Genomic DNA, 17,889 nt, shown 5'->3' on the forward strand with positions numbered 1-17,889 from the left:
GTTTAAGGCTTTTTGGATGAATTTAGAAATCTTCTAAAGGGTCTTTGCATTCTGCCCGTAGCGGAAATCAACTTAGTTTTCCGTTAAAAACAGCTGTATCATTCCTGTTTTCACAGCAAAGGCTAGATAGGCACGCTTAAATTAATGCTCTACTTCGTCTTCTTACCATGGAAATTAGCCCTGTGCCAAGAGCTACAATCGCAAACAATCCTCCAACAGTAGCGTTCTGTTCCACCGAAGCCAGTTCCGTTACAATCCCACCTACAAAAGAACCAAAGGCAATCCCAAGATGGACTGCTGAATTATTTAAGCTGATCTGAATATCCGATGTTTCTGGTGATGTTTTCATTAGGTAACTTTGCATCGGTGGTGTAACTGCCCAACTCATCATCCCCCATATAGCCAAAACGATTAAGAAAGCAGGTAAGGCAAAAGTAGTGTATGGAATCGAGAAAATAGCAAAGCCAAAGATGGTAATAGTGGCAAGAATCGTAGGCTTTGGACCTAACCAATCTGCTAATGTACCACCGACAACTCCACCACTTAGTGCAGCTAAACCGAAAATAAAGTAGATGGCACTTACCCATGTTCCTTCTAATCCCATTGTTGTTTTTACAAATGGTGTTAAATAAGCATATAGAGTTGTGTGCCCAGCGAGAAGGATAACTGTAGTCAGTTGGGCAAATAATATTTTGCGGTTCTTGAGTGCTGCCAGTTGCTTTTTAAGCGCTACTTCTTGTGATGTTGAAGCTACTCTGCCCATGAAAAAATAAATTCCTGTAATGGATAGTACAGTTAGCCCAGAGATAAATATAAATGGTGCTCTCCAACCAAACGTATTTCCAAGCATTAATCCAATTGGGATACCTAATACAAGGGAACCACTGACACCCATGTTCACAATTCCAATTGCTCGGCCGCGATATTTTGGCTCGACAATATTAGCAGCCATGACGACACATAAAACGATAAGCAAGGAACTACTGGCAGCGGAAATCATCCTGGAAAGAAATAGAATGGAATAGGTAGGACTAAAGACAGCTACAATGTTTCCAAATAGAAATACGAATAAAGTGACTAACGTCAAGCGTTTCCGTTCTATTTTCGCTGTTAAAACGGATAATATCGGAGCTGAAATGGCAAAGGTCACCGAAAAAATAGTAATTAATAACCCAGCCTGTCCAACACTAACTCCTAGATCTGTTGCCACTAAATCCAAGATGCCACCAATAATTAATTCAATCATCCCGACAACAAACGAGACAATCGTTAGTAAATATACACGTTTATCCATTTTCAGACACCTTTCATTATCGTAATCATTACTTAGTAATCGAATAAAACTAGCCTGTATCAAGCCTGTTTTTGCTACTTAGTTATTCTAAACTTAATAAAATGTAATGTATACAATTTCGTTCGGTTAGATGTAACCCATTGCTTTATGCTTTTTAAATCAGATTGCTTTCCTTCTATAAAAATAACCAAAAGGGCCCGGGTTTGAGAAAAGGTGAATAAAAGTAATAGTCCTAAAGATAATAATGTCATAGACCATTTTTTAAAACTCCCGGTCCCACCTTTTCAGCGATGTATTAATGTTTATGGGGAGGACAATTGTGTCATTTTCTAGCAGAAAGGAGTCCTTCATATAATGTTAAAAAAATTCACACCTGTATTCAAAATATCGGCAGGAATTGTGTTGGTTCTTGTTATTGTAGGTGTCTTGTGGCCGAAGGGGTTAGAGACAATTACAACGGATGTTCAAGCATTTATATCAAATAAATTGGGGTGGTACTACTTAATTGTGGTGACACTATTTGTCTTAGTATGTTTGGCATTTTTAATTACCCCAGTAGGAAGAATCAAACTCGGTAAGCCAGGAGAGGAGCCTGAATTCTCCAGGCCTACTTGGATTGCCATGTTGTTCAGTGCCGGAATGGGGATAGGGCTTGTGTTTTGGGGAACAGCTGAACCTATCAGTCATTATGCAATCAGCTCTCCTACGGGGGAAACAGGTACGGAACAAGCGATAAAAGATGCCATGAGATTTACCTATTTTCATTGGGGGATTCACGCATGGGCAATATACGGGATTGTGGCACTAGTATTAGCTTACTTTAATTTCAGACACGACAAAGCTGGACTAATTAGTGCCACCTTACATCCAATTATCGGAAAGAGTGCGGATGGGATTGTCGGGAAGGTTATTGATATTCTTGCTGTGATCGCTACCGTTATAGGGGTAGCTACAACACTTGGTTTCGGTGCTGTCCAAATCAATGGTGGATTATCCTTTTTGTTTGATATACCTGTTAACTTTATCATGCAATGTATTATTATAGCTATTGTTACCGTCCTCTTTATGTTTTCGGCTTGGACAGGCTTAGGTAAAGGAATTAAAATCTTAAGTAATACGAACATGGCTTTAGCTGTCTTATTGTTGGGGTTACTTTTTATTATTGGACCAACGTTATTTATATTAAATTTATTTACGAGTTCGATTGGAGCATACGTGCAGAATCTTCCAGCTATGAGTTTTCGGATAGCTCCACTTAATGAAGGGGTAAGAGAGTGGATTAATGCATGGACGATATTCTATTGGGCATGGTGGATTGCATGGTCGCCATTTGTAGGTATATTTATAGCTCGAGTTTCTAAGGGACGGAGCATAAGAGAGTTTGTCTTTATTGTTCTACTTGTTCCGTCAGTCGTTGGGTTCTTGTGGTTTGCAACTTTTGGAGGAACAGCAATTTCACTTGAACACAATGGGATTGATGTTATTTCCTCTCTTGCAACAGAAGAGTCATTATTCGGTGTTTTTTCTAATTACCCATTAGGCATGGTTGCTTCGATTGTCGCTATTACGCTTATTGGAACGTTTTTTATTACTTCTGCCGATTCAGGAACATTTGTTTTAGGGATGATGACTACTGGTGGGGCGCAAAACCCGGGTAATACCATTAAACTAACTTGGGGCATACTGCTCTCCGCTACAGCACTTGCTCTTCTATATACAGGGGGACTTCAAGCCTTGCAAAACACAATGATTATTGCTGCTTTACCTTTCTCTATTATCATGCTACTGATGACTATTAGTTTCATTAAAGCCATCTATAGGGAGGGGAAAGAACTAGGTATTGGTAAAATTAATTATCCTAAAAAGAACTCTTAAAAAGCAACTTTTAGGACCAAACCTCTTTTTAATTTTATAAGTACTTACGAGTTATTATGCTATGCCAAATAGTAGTGAGTTTTCTCCATAAATTAAAGCACTATCGTTATTTAAGAAAAGGGCGCTTTTTCCTTTAATTAGGATAAGCGTCTATTTTATAGTTGAAGTTTTTAATACCCCTATTTTCAACAGGTGAATCTATCAAAAGGTGCAGAAGGTGAAAATCATGACTTAGAGAATATCGTGATTTTCCCTCTAGAGATTGAACAAGAGTGGCTATTATAAACAACGGATCCCTATTTAACGTTATGGTAAACCATATCCTGTTAATAAGTGAGATCAAAAAATGCATACTAAATATTGAAGTAAAATGAGGGACATCTAGAATCTACCCTAAAGATAGGAAGGTTAGGATGAAACATATCTGGGGCATTTTTACAAAGGATGTAAAGAATATTGCTACCAATTGGGTTGCAGCGATACTCATTGGGGGCTTAACGTTATTGCCGTCTTTATATGCTTGGTTTAATATTGAGGCTTCCTGGGACCCCTATAGTCAGACGGATGAGCTTCCGGTAGGAATTGTTAATGAAGATAGGGGAGCTACAGTTCGTGATAAGGAAATACATATTGGAGATGAACTAGTTAAAGAACTGAAGAAGAACCATAAGCTGGATTGGCAGTTTGTTAATCGTGAGGAAGCGATGGATAAGGTGGAATACGGAGACTATTTTTCCGTCATCATTATTCCAAGAAATTTTTCTGAAAAGTTGGGTACAGTCATAAATGATCAACCGGAGAAGGCAAGTGTAGAATATTATGTTAATGAAAAAATCAATGCAATTGCACCTAAAATCACTGAATCAGGTGCAGGGGGGATTGTGGATCAAATTACGAGCAATTTTATTTCCACAGTCAATGGTACTATTTTTGATATGTTTAATAATCTAGGTCTTGAAATAGAAAAGGACCTTCCAGATATAAAGAAATTTGAAGCATATATTTTTCAAATGGAAAAAAAGTTTCCGGAGATTCATGATGTATTAAATGGATCTTTGTCAGATGTACAAAGTATTCAGGGGATTATTGATGATGCACAGGCACTGATTCCAAAAGCAAATCGAGTAACAAGTGATGGATTGCAGACCATAGATAACACGACGGAATTCTTAAAGAAAGCGGAGGATCGCTTGAATGCAATTGCTCCTCTAGTTCAACAGGATTTAGCACAGGTACAAGCTATGGCGAAAAAAGTGAATGATTTTATTAGTAATGTACAATCTTCTGATATTAATTTGAGTCAAGGAAAGCAAATTAGTGAACAGATTGATGGGCAAATAGTAAATTCCATGAAGAATTTAGAAGCAGTGGAGGCTGCACTAAAGCAACTTCAAAAGCAGAATAATAGGGAACAAGGGGAAGAAAGTACAGGTCAGCTTCAAGAGCAGAACCAAAATCAAGAACAAATCAATCAGGCTCTAGAACAATTAGCTGTTTTGAAGAAGGCAATGCAGACAATACAAGAAGATGGTCAAAAGATAACGGTTTTTCTTGCTGATAAACAACAGGAAGTGGATAGTTTTATCGCTCAATTGCAGGAAAAAGCGAATACGACAGCAACTGAAATCGATGCATTTGTCAAAGAGTATCAGGAAAATATTGAACCTACTGTCGAGCAAGAAGTAGCTAGTGCCAAGCAAACGTTGGGGGATGCTAGAGAAATCTTGATAGAGATACAATCTACTTTACCAGAAGTGGAAAAACTTCTCTCTAATACAGAAGGAAACCTAGGAGAAGGGAAAGAAATTCTCAAGCATATAACAGGTGAATTTCCATACGTCAACGAAAAAGTTAAGCAATTAGCTAAGCGTATTCGAGAAATCCAGGGGGAAACAGATATTGATGAGATAATCAAGCTACTGCAAAATGATCCAGATGCAGAGCAAGGATTTTTCGAGGAACCCGTTCAACTCAATAAAAATAGTTTATTTCCTATCGCTAACTACGGAACAGGCATGACTCCCTTTTATACAGTGCTTGCAATATGGGTCGGCGCCCTGCTACTAATATCCCTGTTAGCTACAGATGTAATAAATTCAGAAAGTTTAACTGATAAACAAATCTATTTTGGCAAACTTTTTACTTTCATTAGTATTGGGCTACTTCAAGCCCTTGTGGTAGCATCGGGAGATATCTTCATTATTGGGGTTGATATCGCGGAACGGTTATGGTTTATCTTATTTGGATTGCTTTGCGGTTTGGTGTTTATGTTGATTGTCTATACCCTCGTTTCCGTATTTGGGAATGTAGGAAAAGCGATGGCGATTGTGTTACTCGTTCTGCAAATTGCTGGAGCTGGAGGCACCTATCCTGTCGCTTTGCTACCTAAATTCTTCCAAACGATTCATCCATTCCTACCTTTCTCTTATGCGATTGATTTAATGAGAGAAGCGGTTGGAGGCATTGTTTGGGAAAGAGTTTATCGCGATCTCCTGTTTCTAATGATTTTTGGTTTCACTGCCTTGTTAGTCGGAACCGTCCTTAAAGGTCCAATAGGGAGGAAGGCTAAAACATTCATGGAAAAATCAAAAGAATCTGGATTGTTTCACTAACATATAGAAAAAGCTTTGTATCAACTCTGCAAGGCTTTTTCTATTCTCCCTTAATGTATACAAAGAAACATTTCGCTAGAGGACATAATTGATTTTTCCAGTACTTTTACCAATAGTATGAAGAAAGGTAGATTGTAAAATTAGTAAACGTTCTAGGAAAAAAGTAAGAGAAATTTATAATTTGCTATAATTTTACCTAAATTTCCCTGTTTATTAACTTATTTGACGTTTTTAATGTATTTACATTTAAAAAACACAAGCGTAATATATTCATTATCAATTCTATAATTTTTTTCGCTTAATCCTAATGGAGCGGGGGACCCAAATAGTAGAGACGTTTTCTACTCGGGGTGAATCCTTCAGGTAGAAGGTAGGGTTACTTCCATAACCCGAATCCGACAGCTAACCTCGTAAGCGTTTTGGGGGATACATACTTGTGTGACAAACCACAGGCTTCGTTCCTTGTGGTTTTTTTGTGTTCATTTTTTGCTAAGGAAGGTATGGAAGATAAGCAATAACTAGCGGGATATTTTACGGAGGAGATTAGCATGAAAAAACAGTTTGCAGTCATAGGCTTAGGCCGTTTCGGCGGGAATTTGGTAGAAGAATTAAGTACGCTTGGGATGGAAGTATTAGCGATTGATCGTAATGCAGAGGTAGTAGACAAATATATGGGGCGAGCGACACACGCAGTACAAGCCAATGCTATGGATGAAAGTGTTATTAAGCAACTTGGACTCCGAAATTTTGACCATGTTATTGTGTCATTTGGGGAAAATATTGAAGCGAGTGTACTAACTACTCTTTTACTCAAAGAATTAGGGATTAAAAAGGTTTGGGTCAAAGCTTCTAATCTCTATCACCAAAAGGTTTTAGACAGAATTGGTGCCGATAAGGTTATACATCCAGAGAAGGATATGGCTAGAAGAATTGCTCATCATATTACGTCGGATAAAATTATTGATTATATTGAATTATCGGAGGAGCACAGCATTGTGGAGGTATATGCTTCTAAAAAGGTAGCAAACAAAACAATACTGGATTTAGATGTACGAGCACGATATGGCTGCAATATTATAGCTATTCAAAGAGGAAAAGATGTTATTGTTTCCCCTGCGGCAGAGGAAGCTATTTTGCAGGAAGATATTTTAATTGTCATCGGCCATAACCGTGATATCAACCGTTTTGAAAAAGAAGGGGTCTAGGGGTGTCTTTTCGTTCAGTTAAAAGCTAGCTAACTATAACTTTATTATTAGTCATAAATTAATTATTAAAGGAGCATCGGCTTTTCAGTTCGCTCCTTTTCATATGTTATAATAATTCCATGAAAAACTTGAACTAGTAAAGGAGTTTTTGCCTTATGACAAACGAAAATGAAGGAGTAACGGTTTACTATAAAGACGAGCCTGATGAACATAGTGGTAGATGTGAGTGTGGCAACAATGTCTTTAAATCGAGAATGGAAGATGGTAAGTTTTATCGAAAATGTCAGGAATGTGGAAAGACGAAGATAGTATAATAGAAAGGCCCCCTTCCGTGTTGGAGGAGGGGTCTATCTTTATCATGAGGTTTAGCATTGTTGGTACATCATAAAAAAAGAGCCTGATAAGCTCCTTTCATTTTAATCATCTATCAACTGGAGAAGTGCACTATTTTAACTTTTCTGGATTTTTTACTTTTATGGAGACAACTTCCCCGCAATCCAAACAAACGGTGTAAATTTTCTCAGAACCAAACGCCATTTTTTTACCCAGTGGGCGAAGGTTTATAAAATCGGTTGCTTCTACAAAGGAATTTCCTCCACAACTTTGGCATTTCATTTCGGAAACATTCATTTATTCGATTCCTCCCTTATCTATTTTTATACGTTCTTCATGCGTAATCGGTTTCGTTATTTGAAATGTTTTCCGTTCCCCGACCACACCAGGTATCGCGCTAACGATGCAACGATCAGAAACATGATTATTGAAAGCGGCCTATTCTCAACGGATGTGACCTATGATAAACTTATGTTATCAAATTTTTCCAAATGAGTAATAAGGCGGATTTCATTAAGGGTAGATTGTTTAATAAGCAAAAAATCCATGTTTGATCATTTTTTGGAGGATGGTGGTGAATAACGACAAAGATCAAAGAGAAAAAAAGTCAACGAAAAAGGAAGATTCGAGATTAATAGTATCTTTCATGAAATTTTGTTATTATCTCTTCATTTGTTTTTGTTTTGCTGCACTGTTTGCTCTTTTTACCGTATTAGCTGGCGACTTAATAGTGGGCGAAGTCAATAATTTTCACGGGGAAGTGAAAGGGATTATCTTATCCATAACGGTGCTTTCCGTATTATTCCTTATAAATAAAGGCTATTTTCGTAAAGATTGTTGCTTTTTGACGGAAAACTAAGTTTACCCCACTGAGTTGATTGGAGCGGAGGGCACTTGACTCCTGTGGGAAGAGAGGGAAGTGGGAGACCCCACAGGCGAAGCCGAGGAGGCTCCCATTCCTCCCCACGGAAAGCAAGTGCCTGTAGCGGAAATCAACGGGCTGAATTCATAAGCCAAAACAACAATCTATGAGAAAAGAGCCTAAATAAAAAGTCGGTTATAAAAGGGTTTGAATATATTGCATTTAGTAAAGTCCGCGGGATCCCAATAGGTATAATGATTATCGGGATTTTTCTATTTACACTATTCGATTCGCTGCTACTTTTATTATTTAATGTCCGCGATAATACTTTTTTAAAAGTTGTCAATCTAGCTATTAGTATGATTATCTCCGTTCCACTATATGGTATTCTCTCATTCTGGTATTTTGAAAAGGCATATGAAAAATAGTGCGTTTTTTCAATTATTCAAGCTGCAAATAGAATGTTTAGTTCCCTCGTTAACATATATATATTTAAGGTATTCTTACTACTTATATAGAGGGGGACTTGACTGTAGTTCGAGCAACGGAATGCAGGACATAACGCACTTCCCTGATTTTTGAACGTACTTAGTAGGAGGTGTGCACTTTGACTCATATATTTATGCAACTATGCAGATTATTTTTAGGAGTAATTTTTTTAGTTGCAGGTGTCAACGGTTATTTTGTCTTCCTTGGATTGGAACCGTTTATAGAAACTAGCCCCGAAGCAATGGCATTATTTGAATTGGACTATTTATTAATTGCAGAAAAAACTTTAGAAATTATATGTGGAATTTTGCTCCTAATCAACCTGTTCGTCCCACTAGCCCTTGCATTATTGTCTCCCATTATAGCCAACATTTTTTTACTCCATTTGTTCTTGGACCCTTCGCTCCTTCTTTTAGCAGTAGTTCTTGTCATCACTTATGGTTATTTGTTGTTTTATTACAAAGATAGCTTTAAAGGTATTTTGGAGAAAAAACCTTCTCGTTTATAAATAATGCCTGTTTTCGGAAAGGTTGTTTGGACCGTTCCGTCTGTTCGGTCTCGACTTTTCCTCTGTATCCCGTGGGGGGCGAGTGTCTTCTGCTCCAATCCACTCTGCATTTTCAATTGTTGGTAAACGTAATAATATTTTAGAAAACAGCCTGAACATCAAACATTAATATAGGGTTTTTTTCATAGTATAGTTTGGAGGTGAAAAAATGCCAAGGGTAAATTACCGAAGTTCAGACGTTGCCTTAATGGCGAGGATGATGAGAGCGGAAGCCGAGGGTGAAGGAAAACAAGGAATGTTATATGTTGGTAATGTAATTGTTAATCGTCTTAAAGCAAATTGTTTAGATTTTAAAGATTTAAGAACCATTCCACACGTCATTTATCAAGTACAAGGAGGAAATTACTCTTTTGAAGCTGTCCAAAAAGGTAATGTGTTTTATCAAAGAGCGAGAACTGTTGATAAAAAATTAGCAGAAAAGAATTTGAAGTATTGGAGACAACACCCAGGGAAATATGCTCTTTGGTATTTTAATCCATATGCTCCATGCCCTCCAACTTGGTACGATCAACCTTTTGCTGGTCAATTTAAAAATCATTGTTATTATGAACCAAAAGCGGAAACATGTGATAGCGTTTATACCGGGGGTTAAGCTTACTCTTTGAGTGAGCTTTTTTACATATTTTACTAATACTTAATGTGCTTAGACGAATCAGTTAACAGAAACGTATTTCTTCCTGTATTAACGCTTCTTTTGTTGAAGTTTATTGTAGAAAGCAGGAGAGTTGAAGAAATTGTCGTAATTAGTAGTGTTAGGGTTGATTAGTATAATGAACCTTATAAATGTCTTATTGCTAATTTCTCTTGTTTTCTTTGTGAACGGCTTTACTAAAGACTGGGGGGCATTATGGGAAAAGAAACTATTTATAAAAGTGAAGAGGGAAAACGATTTATCACCCAACACTATGAACGGTATATAAAATCATTTACGTTTAATGTCGAACGAATTTATGTTGAGACAAGTTATGGAAAAACGCATCTTCTTGTATCAGGCCCACCAGAAGGGAAACCGATTTTTATATTTCAGGGTGGCAATTGTATCAATCCAATGACCTTATCGTGGTTCTCACCATTAATAGACAAGTATAGAATTTACGCACCAGATACAATTGGTCATCCAGGATACAGTGCGGAAAATAGAATTTCAGCGAAGGATAATAGCTTTGCTCAATGGATAGAAGAATTGATGAATTATTTTGCTATTGATAGTAGTGCATTCATTGGTCCGTCTTACGGTGCTGGAATCATTTTAAGATTAGCTACATTTATGCCAGATAAAATTGATTGTTCCATATTAGTATCACCAGCAGGAATAAGGTTAGGCTCTAAAATAAAAATGATGAAAGATATTTTACTTCCTTTAGTCCTTTTTCATGTTACGTCATCAGAAAAACACCTTAATAAAATCGCTGGCATTATGTCAGATTACAGTATGAAAGAAATGGATAAAAAAATTATCGGTGACGTATTTAAATACATAAAACTTGAACAAGAAATGCCTAAAACGTCTGAAAAGAAGGAATTGGTAAATTATACTTCACCCACTTTAATCATAGCGGGAAAAAAGGATATTTTTTTCCCTGAAAACAGATTGAATAAAGCGGCTAAAGAAATCATCCCAAACTTAACTGCGTTTCAAACCTATGATATGGGCCATTTCCCATCAGAGGAACATTTAATAAAAATAAACAAAGAGATTATAGAGTTTCTAAAAAACTATTACTAATTTATTAAGCAAACGGATGCCTATCTACAATAAGCAGATAAGTTTTTTACTAACGAAGTAAATGAGTGGAATGAGCAAAACAACTTTTCAATCAGGGGGGGATTGTTGTGTTGATAAATAAAGTTATTTTGTACAGCAATGATTTAACAGAAATGAAAAAATTTTATGTTGATATTTTAGGGTTTGAACAACTTAATTCTAATGAACTTGGCTTTGAAATTAAGGTAGGAGAAAGTATTTTGGAAATAAAGCAAAATAAGTTGAATAGTCTCCCGTTCTACCACTTTGCTTTTAATATCCCGACAAACGTATTTGGTGAGGCGAAAGAATGGGCAACTAAACGAGTAAAGTTGAATAAGGAAGAAGATGAGGATGAAGCTCACTTTGAGTATTCAAAGGCAGATGCGTTTTATTTTTATGATCCTTCGGGAAATATTGTAGAATTTATAGCAAGATATGCAGTGTCGCCAAAGTCTAAAAGCAAGACTTTTTCAGCGAAGAGCGTATTGAATATAAGTGAAATTAATATTACTACTAACGAAGTCGTTTCTGTTGCCAAAAAACTGATTCAATTCGGAATTCCAATAAGAAATAATGAAACGTTAGAAGAAGATAGTCTGAACTTTATGGGAGAAATGAAGGGCGGTTCTTTTCTACTTTTAGGTCCTACTCAACGACGATGGATTTTTTCAAATAAATATTCGGAAGTCCACCCTGTTTCAATAGAAGTTGACAACCATAAAGTTATTACCTTAGAAGGCGAGGAGTTGAGGGTTGAATTTCGAAAATAAATTCTTAGATATACCTACGTTTGAAATCAACTTCTGCCGGTAACGAATGCTTTTTTTAAAAATATAAAATGACTTTGAAAGAAGGGGACTTAATGGAGAAGATTATGTACCAAAGCAAAGAAATAAGTTCTTTACATTATATAGTTGTCACTTTGTTCTCTTTATTGACTTTAAGAAAAATAAACAAAGTAGAAAAAATTAGGGAGAAATTAAAAGAACAACAAGAAGCGGATGACCTTCACAAACTTTAAGGCTATTTTTTCTTTCGTTAACAGGTGCAAGAATTATAGAAAGTACTAGGTACCTTGAACATGTTTGGATGATTTTATTTTAGATATGCGATGTTCCACAACTATCTTTGATACCGATGAAGTCGAAGGAATAGACCTTACTATAGATAGCAAAAGTGGTTAAAAAGCCGCTAGTATAAAAAATAAGGTAAACCGTATCGTAAATAGATGCGGTTTTTTCGAATGTAATTAAAATGTGAGTAAAAAAGATAATAATTATAAACGGATAGACCGAGTAAGTCAACTATAAACTTGTTTATTACGTCAAGGAAACAGTATATTTTAAAATAAAAGTCACAAAAGTGTCACTTACATGAAAATTTTTGGGAATATATAATTACATTTATGCTCAAAAAGAAAGGATGTTTTTGTTTGCCTCGTAATAAAAAAGAAGGTATTATTTTTGGATTATTTATATGTTTTGGAATGGTTCTTATTATGACCGTTTACAACACAGCTTTACACGGATTTTCATCGTTTACAATAGGGAGTGCAATAATTCAATTTATCATAACATTTATTGTCGCTTTTATCGCAGAGTCGCTAGTTGAACCGCAAGCGCGTAAAATTGCATTATCACTACCTTATGATAAGTCGAAAGAAATTAATTTTATTATGGCAATTGCTTTTTGCATGGTCCCTATAATGGTTCTTATTATGTCCGTTTACGGGACTATCCTAACGGCGTTAATGGTAGGGATTGAAGGTTCCATTTTCACAACTTACCTTAAAACAGTAGGTCTAAACTTTATTGTGGCGCTTCCATCGCAGTTACTAATCGTTGGGCCAATCTCACGTCGACTATTAGCTAAATACATTAAATCATCAACACAAAAGCCGGAATTAAACGTATAAAAACGAGCAAGCTATTTTTCCGGTAGCTTGCTTGTTTTAGGTAAGTTTCCCAAAAGGGCTTCAATATCTTGCTCTTTTACTAAAACATCCGACAATAGTAAATTTTTACATTATGCCACTTTCAACAGCATTCTTCCATAAAAAATGCTCTTTTTTCGAAGGGTCCAAGGAGTCTGAATTTTAAAAGATAATAAAGTTTAAACTTTCATGTGTAGGAATTTGTTATAATTTATGAGTATAAAAATTTGGATGCATTAAAGTTAAGGGAGTTGAGTAGATTTATGGGGCATAAAGAAGAAATAAGTCCTGCAAAATTAATGTGGAAAATGACGCGCCCGCATACGCTAACAGCGACATTTGCTCCAGTCATTTTAGGAACAGTGATAGCCATACATGAAGGGGAGATCAACTGGCTTTTATTTATTGCCATGATGCTTGCGTGTTTAGCTTTGCAAATCGCGACGAATTTATTTAATGAATACTATGATTTTAAACGCGGATTAGATCAGGCGGACTCTGTTGGAATTGGTGGCGGTATTGTACGTCATGGTTTAAAGCCGAAAAACGTGTTAACAGTAGCAATTTTATTATATGTTTTAGCTGCCTTTATCGGTGTTTATATTTGTATGAATAGTAGTTGGTGGTTAATGGCAATTGGCTTATTTGGAATGGCTGTTGGCTACTTGTATACTGGTGGACCATTACCAATTGCGTATACTCCTTTTGGCGAGTTGTTCTCTGGTTTGTTAATGGGGACAGGCTTTGTATTAATTTCTTTATTTATTCAAACCAATACATTAACGGTTCAAAGCGTATTAATTTCTATTCCGATTGGGATTTTGGTTGGAGCGATTAACATGTCCAATAACATTCGGGATATTGAGGAAGATATTAAAGGTGGACGAAAAACGTTGGCCATTCTTCTTGGGAGAGAGAAGGGAATTCTTGCTTTAGCCGTCGCATTTGCAGTTTCTTATTTATGGATTGTGCTTCTCGTAGTGATAGGTTATATCAGTCCTTGGGCATTAGTGGTGTTCTTAACGGCCAAAAAACCAATCTCCGCGATTCAAGGATTCAAAAAAGGGGCTACCGAGCCACAATATATGCGAGTAGCGATGAAATCGACTGCTATGACTAATACGATTTTCGGATTCTTGTTATCTGCAGGGTTATTAATTAGTTATTTATTTTAAATGAAGGCTGTTTTCGTAAAGTTTATTGTTTGGGAAGGGACCGTTCCTTTCCGCTGCAGACACTAGACTCCTCCGGGAGGAAGTCGAGCCTCCGCGACGTTCTGTCAGGTCTCGACTTTTCCTCTGTGTCCCGCAGGAGTCAGGTGCCTTCCGCTTCAATCCACTCTATTTTAGAAAATAGTCTAAATGAAAAAGGATTCCTCCTGTTTCTGGAAATAGGAGGAATCCTTTTTTTACAGACAAATGGGTTATCATTCAATTATAGAAGGTAAACATTTAACAAATAACAATATCTCAAGATTGTTAATCAGGATTAGATTGATATAAAAAATGGAAACACTGCAAAAGCATTTCCGAATGGAGATATAATTTGATTCACCTTCCTTGAATTTTGCGTATGTCTTGCCGTTTAACTCTTATGAATAAATACCTATACTTAACAACATACTTTTATTAAAAGGTTGTTTTCGGAAAGTTTGTTTGTTGTTTGTCGGGAATAGACCGTTCCTTTCCAATTCACTCCACTCTAAGTTTTCGACGGTTATTAAAAGCAATACTATTTTAGAAAATAGCCTATTAAAAAAGAATGTGAAGGTGATTTATTTTGATACTAACCAATCCGATAAGTGGACCAGAGGTGGGAACACTATGGATTACATACAATGAAAAGACCCTTATCATGCGAATGTTGGAATATTTCATTGAGAAATCGGATGATCAACAAGCTAAGAATATTTTGGGCGGTTTGTGGCAAGAGTTGAATTTTTATGTTTTACAGATGGAAGAGATATTTAAAGACCAAGGAATGGCGAAACCTGCTGGGTACACAAACGAAGATGTTAATTTAGAAGCTCCTAAGTTATACGACAATGGCTTTGATATTATGTTTGTTCGTATCCTTAAGGAAGTGAGCATGGGGATGTATACCATTAATATGAACATGTCATATAATGATAAAATTATGCAGATTTATGAGGGACTTACGGTTGTTACGCAAAAGATATATAAGTTATCTACCCTTTATTTACTTGAAAAAGGAATTCTCACTCTTCCACCAAAAGTAACGATGCCAAAAACAACGGAGTTTATTAAAAGCAAAAGCTACATGAATGGATTTAATCTATTTGGTGATAAAAGGGCTTTAAATGACCTTGAACTTGGTATCCTTCATCATGGAATTGAGACAAATAACATTGGACTGCAACTGATAACTGGTTTTGCACAATGTGCACAGAATAAAGAAGTTAAACAATATTTTGTAAAGGGAAAAGAGCTTGCTAAAAAACAAATTAAAGTAATGCAAGAAATTCTTCTAGAGAGCGATGTCCAGTTCGCTGCTACTTCCGGAAGTACCGTAACTACCTCAACAGTAGCTCCATTTTCTGATAAACTCATGATGCATTGCGTTTATCTGCTCAATGGGTTTGGACTTGTAGGAAGCAGTTTTGGGACATTTTTTAGTTTAAGAAATGATATAGCTATGAAAGCAACATTACTTGCCAAAGATATCTATTTCTACGGAGAAGAAGGAATTAAAATTAAGATTAAAAACGGATGGTTTGAGGAACCACCACAAATGGAGGATCGGTCCCAAATTATAAAAGAATAATGGAATCAATTTATTTTTTAAGGTAACAATAAGCTTAGTGTTATTGTTAACACTAAACTTCTATGTGGAGGGATATAGTTTGAATACTTCACTTAAAAACTTATTATCAGCATTGCTTACTTTGTTGATTAAAGTTTCTTTCTTAATTGAAAATATAAACTTGTTATTAAGAAGACCAAGTTTAGCATAAAGTATTCTAGATGTATTGTCTAATTCCACATTGTTGAAAAAGTGAGCACGGTAACTAAACTGGCACCCATGTCAAGGACACTTTAAAAAAAGAGTTATGCAGATAGAAGATGATTCCTATATTGAATAGGGGTCATCTTTTTTAAATTCCACTGATAGCGGTAATTGTTATAGTAAACCATGTAATGATTGATTTTCGATTTTAATTCCTTTAAACTTCTTGCTGATTGATAATCCACCTCATCTTTTAGATGGCCAAAAAAAGACTCTTGAGGAGCGTTATCCCAACAGTTTCCTCTTCGTGACATAGACTGGCCCAAGCCATACTTTTTCAATAGCTTTTGGTATCGCGGGCTTGTGTAATGGCTTCCCTGGTCTGAGTGGATAAAGGCATCTTTATCGAGAGTGACTTTCTTGTTGTTGATCAATTTATGGATTGTTTGGGTTGCGATGTCCAAAGTGATGCGGTCAGATACATGATAAGCTAGGAGTTCATTGGTGGATGCATCTTTTATGGTCGACAAATAAGCCATATAATTCCCGTTATATGGCAAATAGGTGATGTCTGTCAATAACACCTTTCCAGGGACTCCTTGCTTAAATTCCCTGTTTAATTTGTTTGGGACAACCTGGTGCTCCTTTGTTGCCTTAGCGATTTGTTTATAAGGATTAGGTTTCCTGTGAGGGCAGACAATTCCATATTTTTTCATGATTCTTTGGATCTTTTTACGACTAAGAATAAGATTATACTCATTCTCCAGAATCATCTTAATGGAACGTGAACCTTTCTTGTATCCCCTGCGGTTAAATGCTTTTAAGATTATTTCCTTCATTTCCAAATCTAGCTGCTCCCTGGCCTCCCGGATGGTGGACGCCTTCAAGTAGCTGTAATATCCAGAACGCGAAACCCCTAAAAGATCACAAAAGTATCTAGTCATCCTCTTAAAATCATTTTGTTCAATTGTGTCTTGAATCAATTGATAAACTCTACTTGGATTTAGTTTTTCGCTTGTGTTTAGCAGCCTCCTTTCTGTCGCTTCTAGCTTTTTTAACAGCTCCACCTGTCCCTCCAGAAGTTGAATTCGTGCATTCTGCCTTTCGATTACTTCGGAAGGGGTAAGCTCCCGTTTTAAGGTTCTGCCAGATGCCGTTTGTCTCGAATCTGTAAGCCCAATCAACCCGTTCGTTTCATAAGCTTTTTTCCACCTACAAGCTGATTGTTCTATTCGCTTTATCCCTATAACGTCCACATCGAAGCCGTTCTCCATAAAAATCTGCCGGGGCAGTTTACCAGTTAGATATTCATCCATGAACTTGTTTTTATAAGCATCAGTATAGGTAATCGATTTCTCACTAACACGTTGTACATTTGGATTCTTTTGAAGTGCTTTTATCTCTTTAGCCGAAAATGTTATTTTACTCATGTTGTCTCCTAGTCTCCATATAGTGAAATTTAAGTATATAAAAAAATACCTGTAGATAAAACACTCTTTTTCAAGTGTCCTAACTACAGGTACCATATTAAACTGCGCTCACTTTTTTTAATGAAGTAACTGTCCTGTTATATTATTTTTGGCTGTTTTTGTAAAGTTTGTTGTTGGTGGGCAAGGGACTGTTTCTTTCCGCTTCAATCTACTCTATGTTTTCAACTATTGTTAAAAGCAACAATCTTTTAGAAAACAGCCTTATTTTTAAACTAGAAAACCTAAATAAATAGTGTTCTTTTCCATTCTACTTCTTTTTGAATTTGCTACCTTTGCTTTTAGAACGAAGCTTTTCCATTAAATTATCGACTTTTTTTTGTTCAAAAAAGGTTGTCTCCTCATCTAATGTAATGGAAGTGATTCGGTCGTTCTCGATCGTAAGGTCAAAGTAAGATTTTTCCGCACTTCCTTCTGGTAGTTCTTCTTTCGGTAGTACAAATTGCTTTTTCGTTTCTTCTACTAAGATAACCGCGTATTTATTATCATCAATTCTATCTAAATATCCTTTCATAAT

17 protein-coding genes, 1 pseudogene and 1 riboswitch are annotated in these 17,889 nt (G+C 36.3%); of the genes and pseudogenes, 14 read left to right on the plus strand and 4 right to left on the minus strand.

What is annotated here, in order from left to right; genetic code table 11:
* Nucleotides 1–136: 136 nt before the first annotated feature.
* Nucleotides 137–1,294, minus strand: a complete 1,158-nt coding sequence (locus ACFSUL_RS14620; protein ID WP_071412092.1) for an MFS transporter — start codon at nt 1,292–1,294, stop codon at nt 137–139.
* Nucleotides 1,295–1,648: 354 nt separating this feature from the next.
* Between ACFSUL_RS14620 and ACFSUL_RS14625 the strand changes: the two genes are divergently transcribed.
* The 4 genes from ACFSUL_RS14625 to ACFSUL_RS14640 all read left to right on the plus strand — a co-directional run bounded on the left by ACFSUL_RS14625 (nt 1,649) and on the right by ACFSUL_RS14640 (nt 7,300).
* Nucleotides 1,649–3,169: a glycine betaine uptake BCCT transporter gene (locus tag ACFSUL_RS14625; RefSeq protein ID WP_377936607.1), complete on the plus strand. Its 1,521-nt coding sequence runs from the start codon at nt 1,649–1,651 to the stop codon at nt 3,167–3,169.
* A gap of 413 nt (nt 3,170–3,582) precedes the next feature.
* Nucleotides 3,583–5,781 (plus strand): YhgE/Pip domain-containing protein, encoded by a 2,199-nt coding sequence (locus ACFSUL_RS14630; protein ID WP_377936609.1) that lies wholly within the window; start codon nt 3,583–3,585, stop codon nt 5,779–5,781.
* A gap of 285 nt (nt 5,782–6,066) precedes the next feature.
* Nucleotides 6,067–6,213, plus strand: a riboswitch (cyclic di-AMP (ydaO/yuaA leader).
* A 116-nt stretch (nt 6,214–6,329) separates the two neighbouring features.
* Nucleotides 6,330–6,986, plus strand: a complete 657-nt coding sequence (locus ACFSUL_RS14635) for a potassium channel family protein (protein ID WP_071412094.1) — start codon at nt 6,330–6,332, stop codon at nt 6,984–6,986.
* Between the two features lie 155 nt (nt 6,987–7,141).
* Nucleotides 7,142–7,300 (plus strand): hypothetical protein, encoded by a 159-nt coding sequence (locus ACFSUL_RS14640; RefSeq protein WP_377936612.1) that lies wholly within the window; start codon nt 7,142–7,144, stop codon nt 7,298–7,300.
* Between the two features lie 130 nt (nt 7,301–7,430).
* On the opposite strand, the gene ACFSUL_RS14645 is transcribed toward ACFSUL_RS14640, so the two are convergent.
* On the minus strand, nt 7,431–7,616 hold the full coding sequence (locus ACFSUL_RS14645) for a hypothetical protein (protein WP_377936614.1): 186 nt from the start codon (nt 7,614–7,616) through the stop codon (nt 7,431–7,433).
* 57 nt (nt 7,617–7,673) lie between these two features.
* Between ACFSUL_RS14645 and ACFSUL_RS14650 the strand changes: the two are divergent.
* The 10 genes and pseudogenes from ACFSUL_RS14650 to ACFSUL_RS14695 form a co-directional block, all read left to right on the plus strand.
* Nucleotides 7,674–7,814, plus strand: a pseudogene (locus tag ACFSUL_RS14650) (IS1595 family transposase); the annotation flags it as partial.
* A gap of 79 nt (nt 7,815–7,893) precedes the next feature.
* Entirely contained in the window at nt 7,894–8,178 is a 285-nt protein-coding gene (locus ACFSUL_RS14655; RefSeq protein WP_377936616.1) for a hypothetical protein, read from the plus strand.
* Between the two features lie 610 nt (nt 8,179–8,788).
* Entirely contained in the window at nt 8,789–9,178 is a 390-nt protein-coding gene (locus ACFSUL_RS14660) for a DoxX family membrane protein (RefSeq protein ID WP_377936618.1), read from the plus strand.
* A 208-nt stretch (nt 9,179–9,386) separates the two neighbouring features.
* Nucleotides 9,387–9,830 (plus strand): cell wall hydrolase, encoded by a 444-nt coding sequence (locus tag ACFSUL_RS14665; RefSeq protein ID WP_377936620.1) that lies wholly within the window; start codon nt 9,387–9,389, stop codon nt 9,828–9,830.
* Between the two features lie 255 nt (nt 9,831–10,085).
* Complete coding sequence (locus tag ACFSUL_RS14670; protein WP_377936622.1) at nt 10,086–10,964, plus strand: alpha/beta fold hydrolase; 879 nt, start codon at nt 10,086–10,088, stop codon at nt 10,962–10,964.
* A gap of 107 nt (nt 10,965–11,071) precedes the next feature.
* Entirely contained in the window at nt 11,072–11,755 is a 684-nt protein-coding gene (locus ACFSUL_RS14675; RefSeq protein WP_377936624.1) for a VOC family protein, read from the plus strand.
* 92 nt (nt 11,756–11,847) lie between these two features.
* Nucleotides 11,848–12,006, plus strand: a complete 159-nt coding sequence (locus ACFSUL_RS14680) for a hypothetical protein (RefSeq protein WP_377936626.1) — start codon at nt 11,848–11,850, stop codon at nt 12,004–12,006.
* Nucleotides 12,007–12,417: 411 nt separating this feature from the next.
* The gene (locus ACFSUL_RS14685) at nt 12,418–12,900 is read left to right on the plus strand and encodes a DUF2798 domain-containing protein (RefSeq protein WP_071412100.1); all 483 of its coding nucleotides are present in this window, start codon (nt 12,418–12,420) and stop codon (nt 12,898–12,900) included.
* A 281-nt stretch (nt 12,901–13,181) separates the two neighbouring features.
* Entirely contained in the window at nt 13,182–14,093 is a 912-nt protein-coding gene (locus ACFSUL_RS14690; RefSeq protein WP_071412101.1) for a 1,4-dihydroxy-2-naphthoate polyprenyltransferase, read from the plus strand.
* Between the two features lie 604 nt (nt 14,094–14,697).
* Nucleotides 14,698–15,702 carry a DUF3231 family protein gene (locus tag ACFSUL_RS14695; RefSeq protein ID WP_377936629.1) on the plus strand — a complete coding sequence of 335 codons (1,005 nt, stop codon included), beginning with the start codon at nt 14,698–14,700 and terminating at the stop codon, nt 15,700–15,702.
* Between the two features lie 284 nt (nt 15,703–15,986).
* On the opposite strand, the gene ACFSUL_RS14700 is transcribed toward ACFSUL_RS14695, so the two are convergent.
* Both ACFSUL_RS14700 and ACFSUL_RS14705 read right to left on the minus strand, forming a co-directional pair.
* Nucleotides 15,987–17,315 carry an IS3 family transposase gene (locus ACFSUL_RS14700; protein ID WP_377936631.1) on the minus strand — a complete coding sequence of 443 codons (1,329 nt, stop codon included), beginning with the start codon at nt 17,313–17,315 and terminating at the stop codon, nt 15,987–15,989.
* A 307-nt stretch (nt 17,316–17,622) separates the two neighbouring features.
* The gene (locus ACFSUL_RS14705; protein WP_071412103.1) at nt 17,623–17,886 is read right to left on the minus strand and encodes a DUF3006 family protein; all 264 of its coding nucleotides are present in this window, start codon (nt 17,884–17,886) and stop codon (nt 17,623–17,625) included.
* Between the last annotated feature and the right edge of the window lie 3 nt (nt 17,887–17,889).

The organism is Bacillus seohaeanensis (assembly GCF_042684945.1).
Classification (GTDB): Bacteria; Bacillota; Bacilli; order Bacillales; family Bacillaceae_B; genus Rossellomorea; species Rossellomorea seohaeanensis.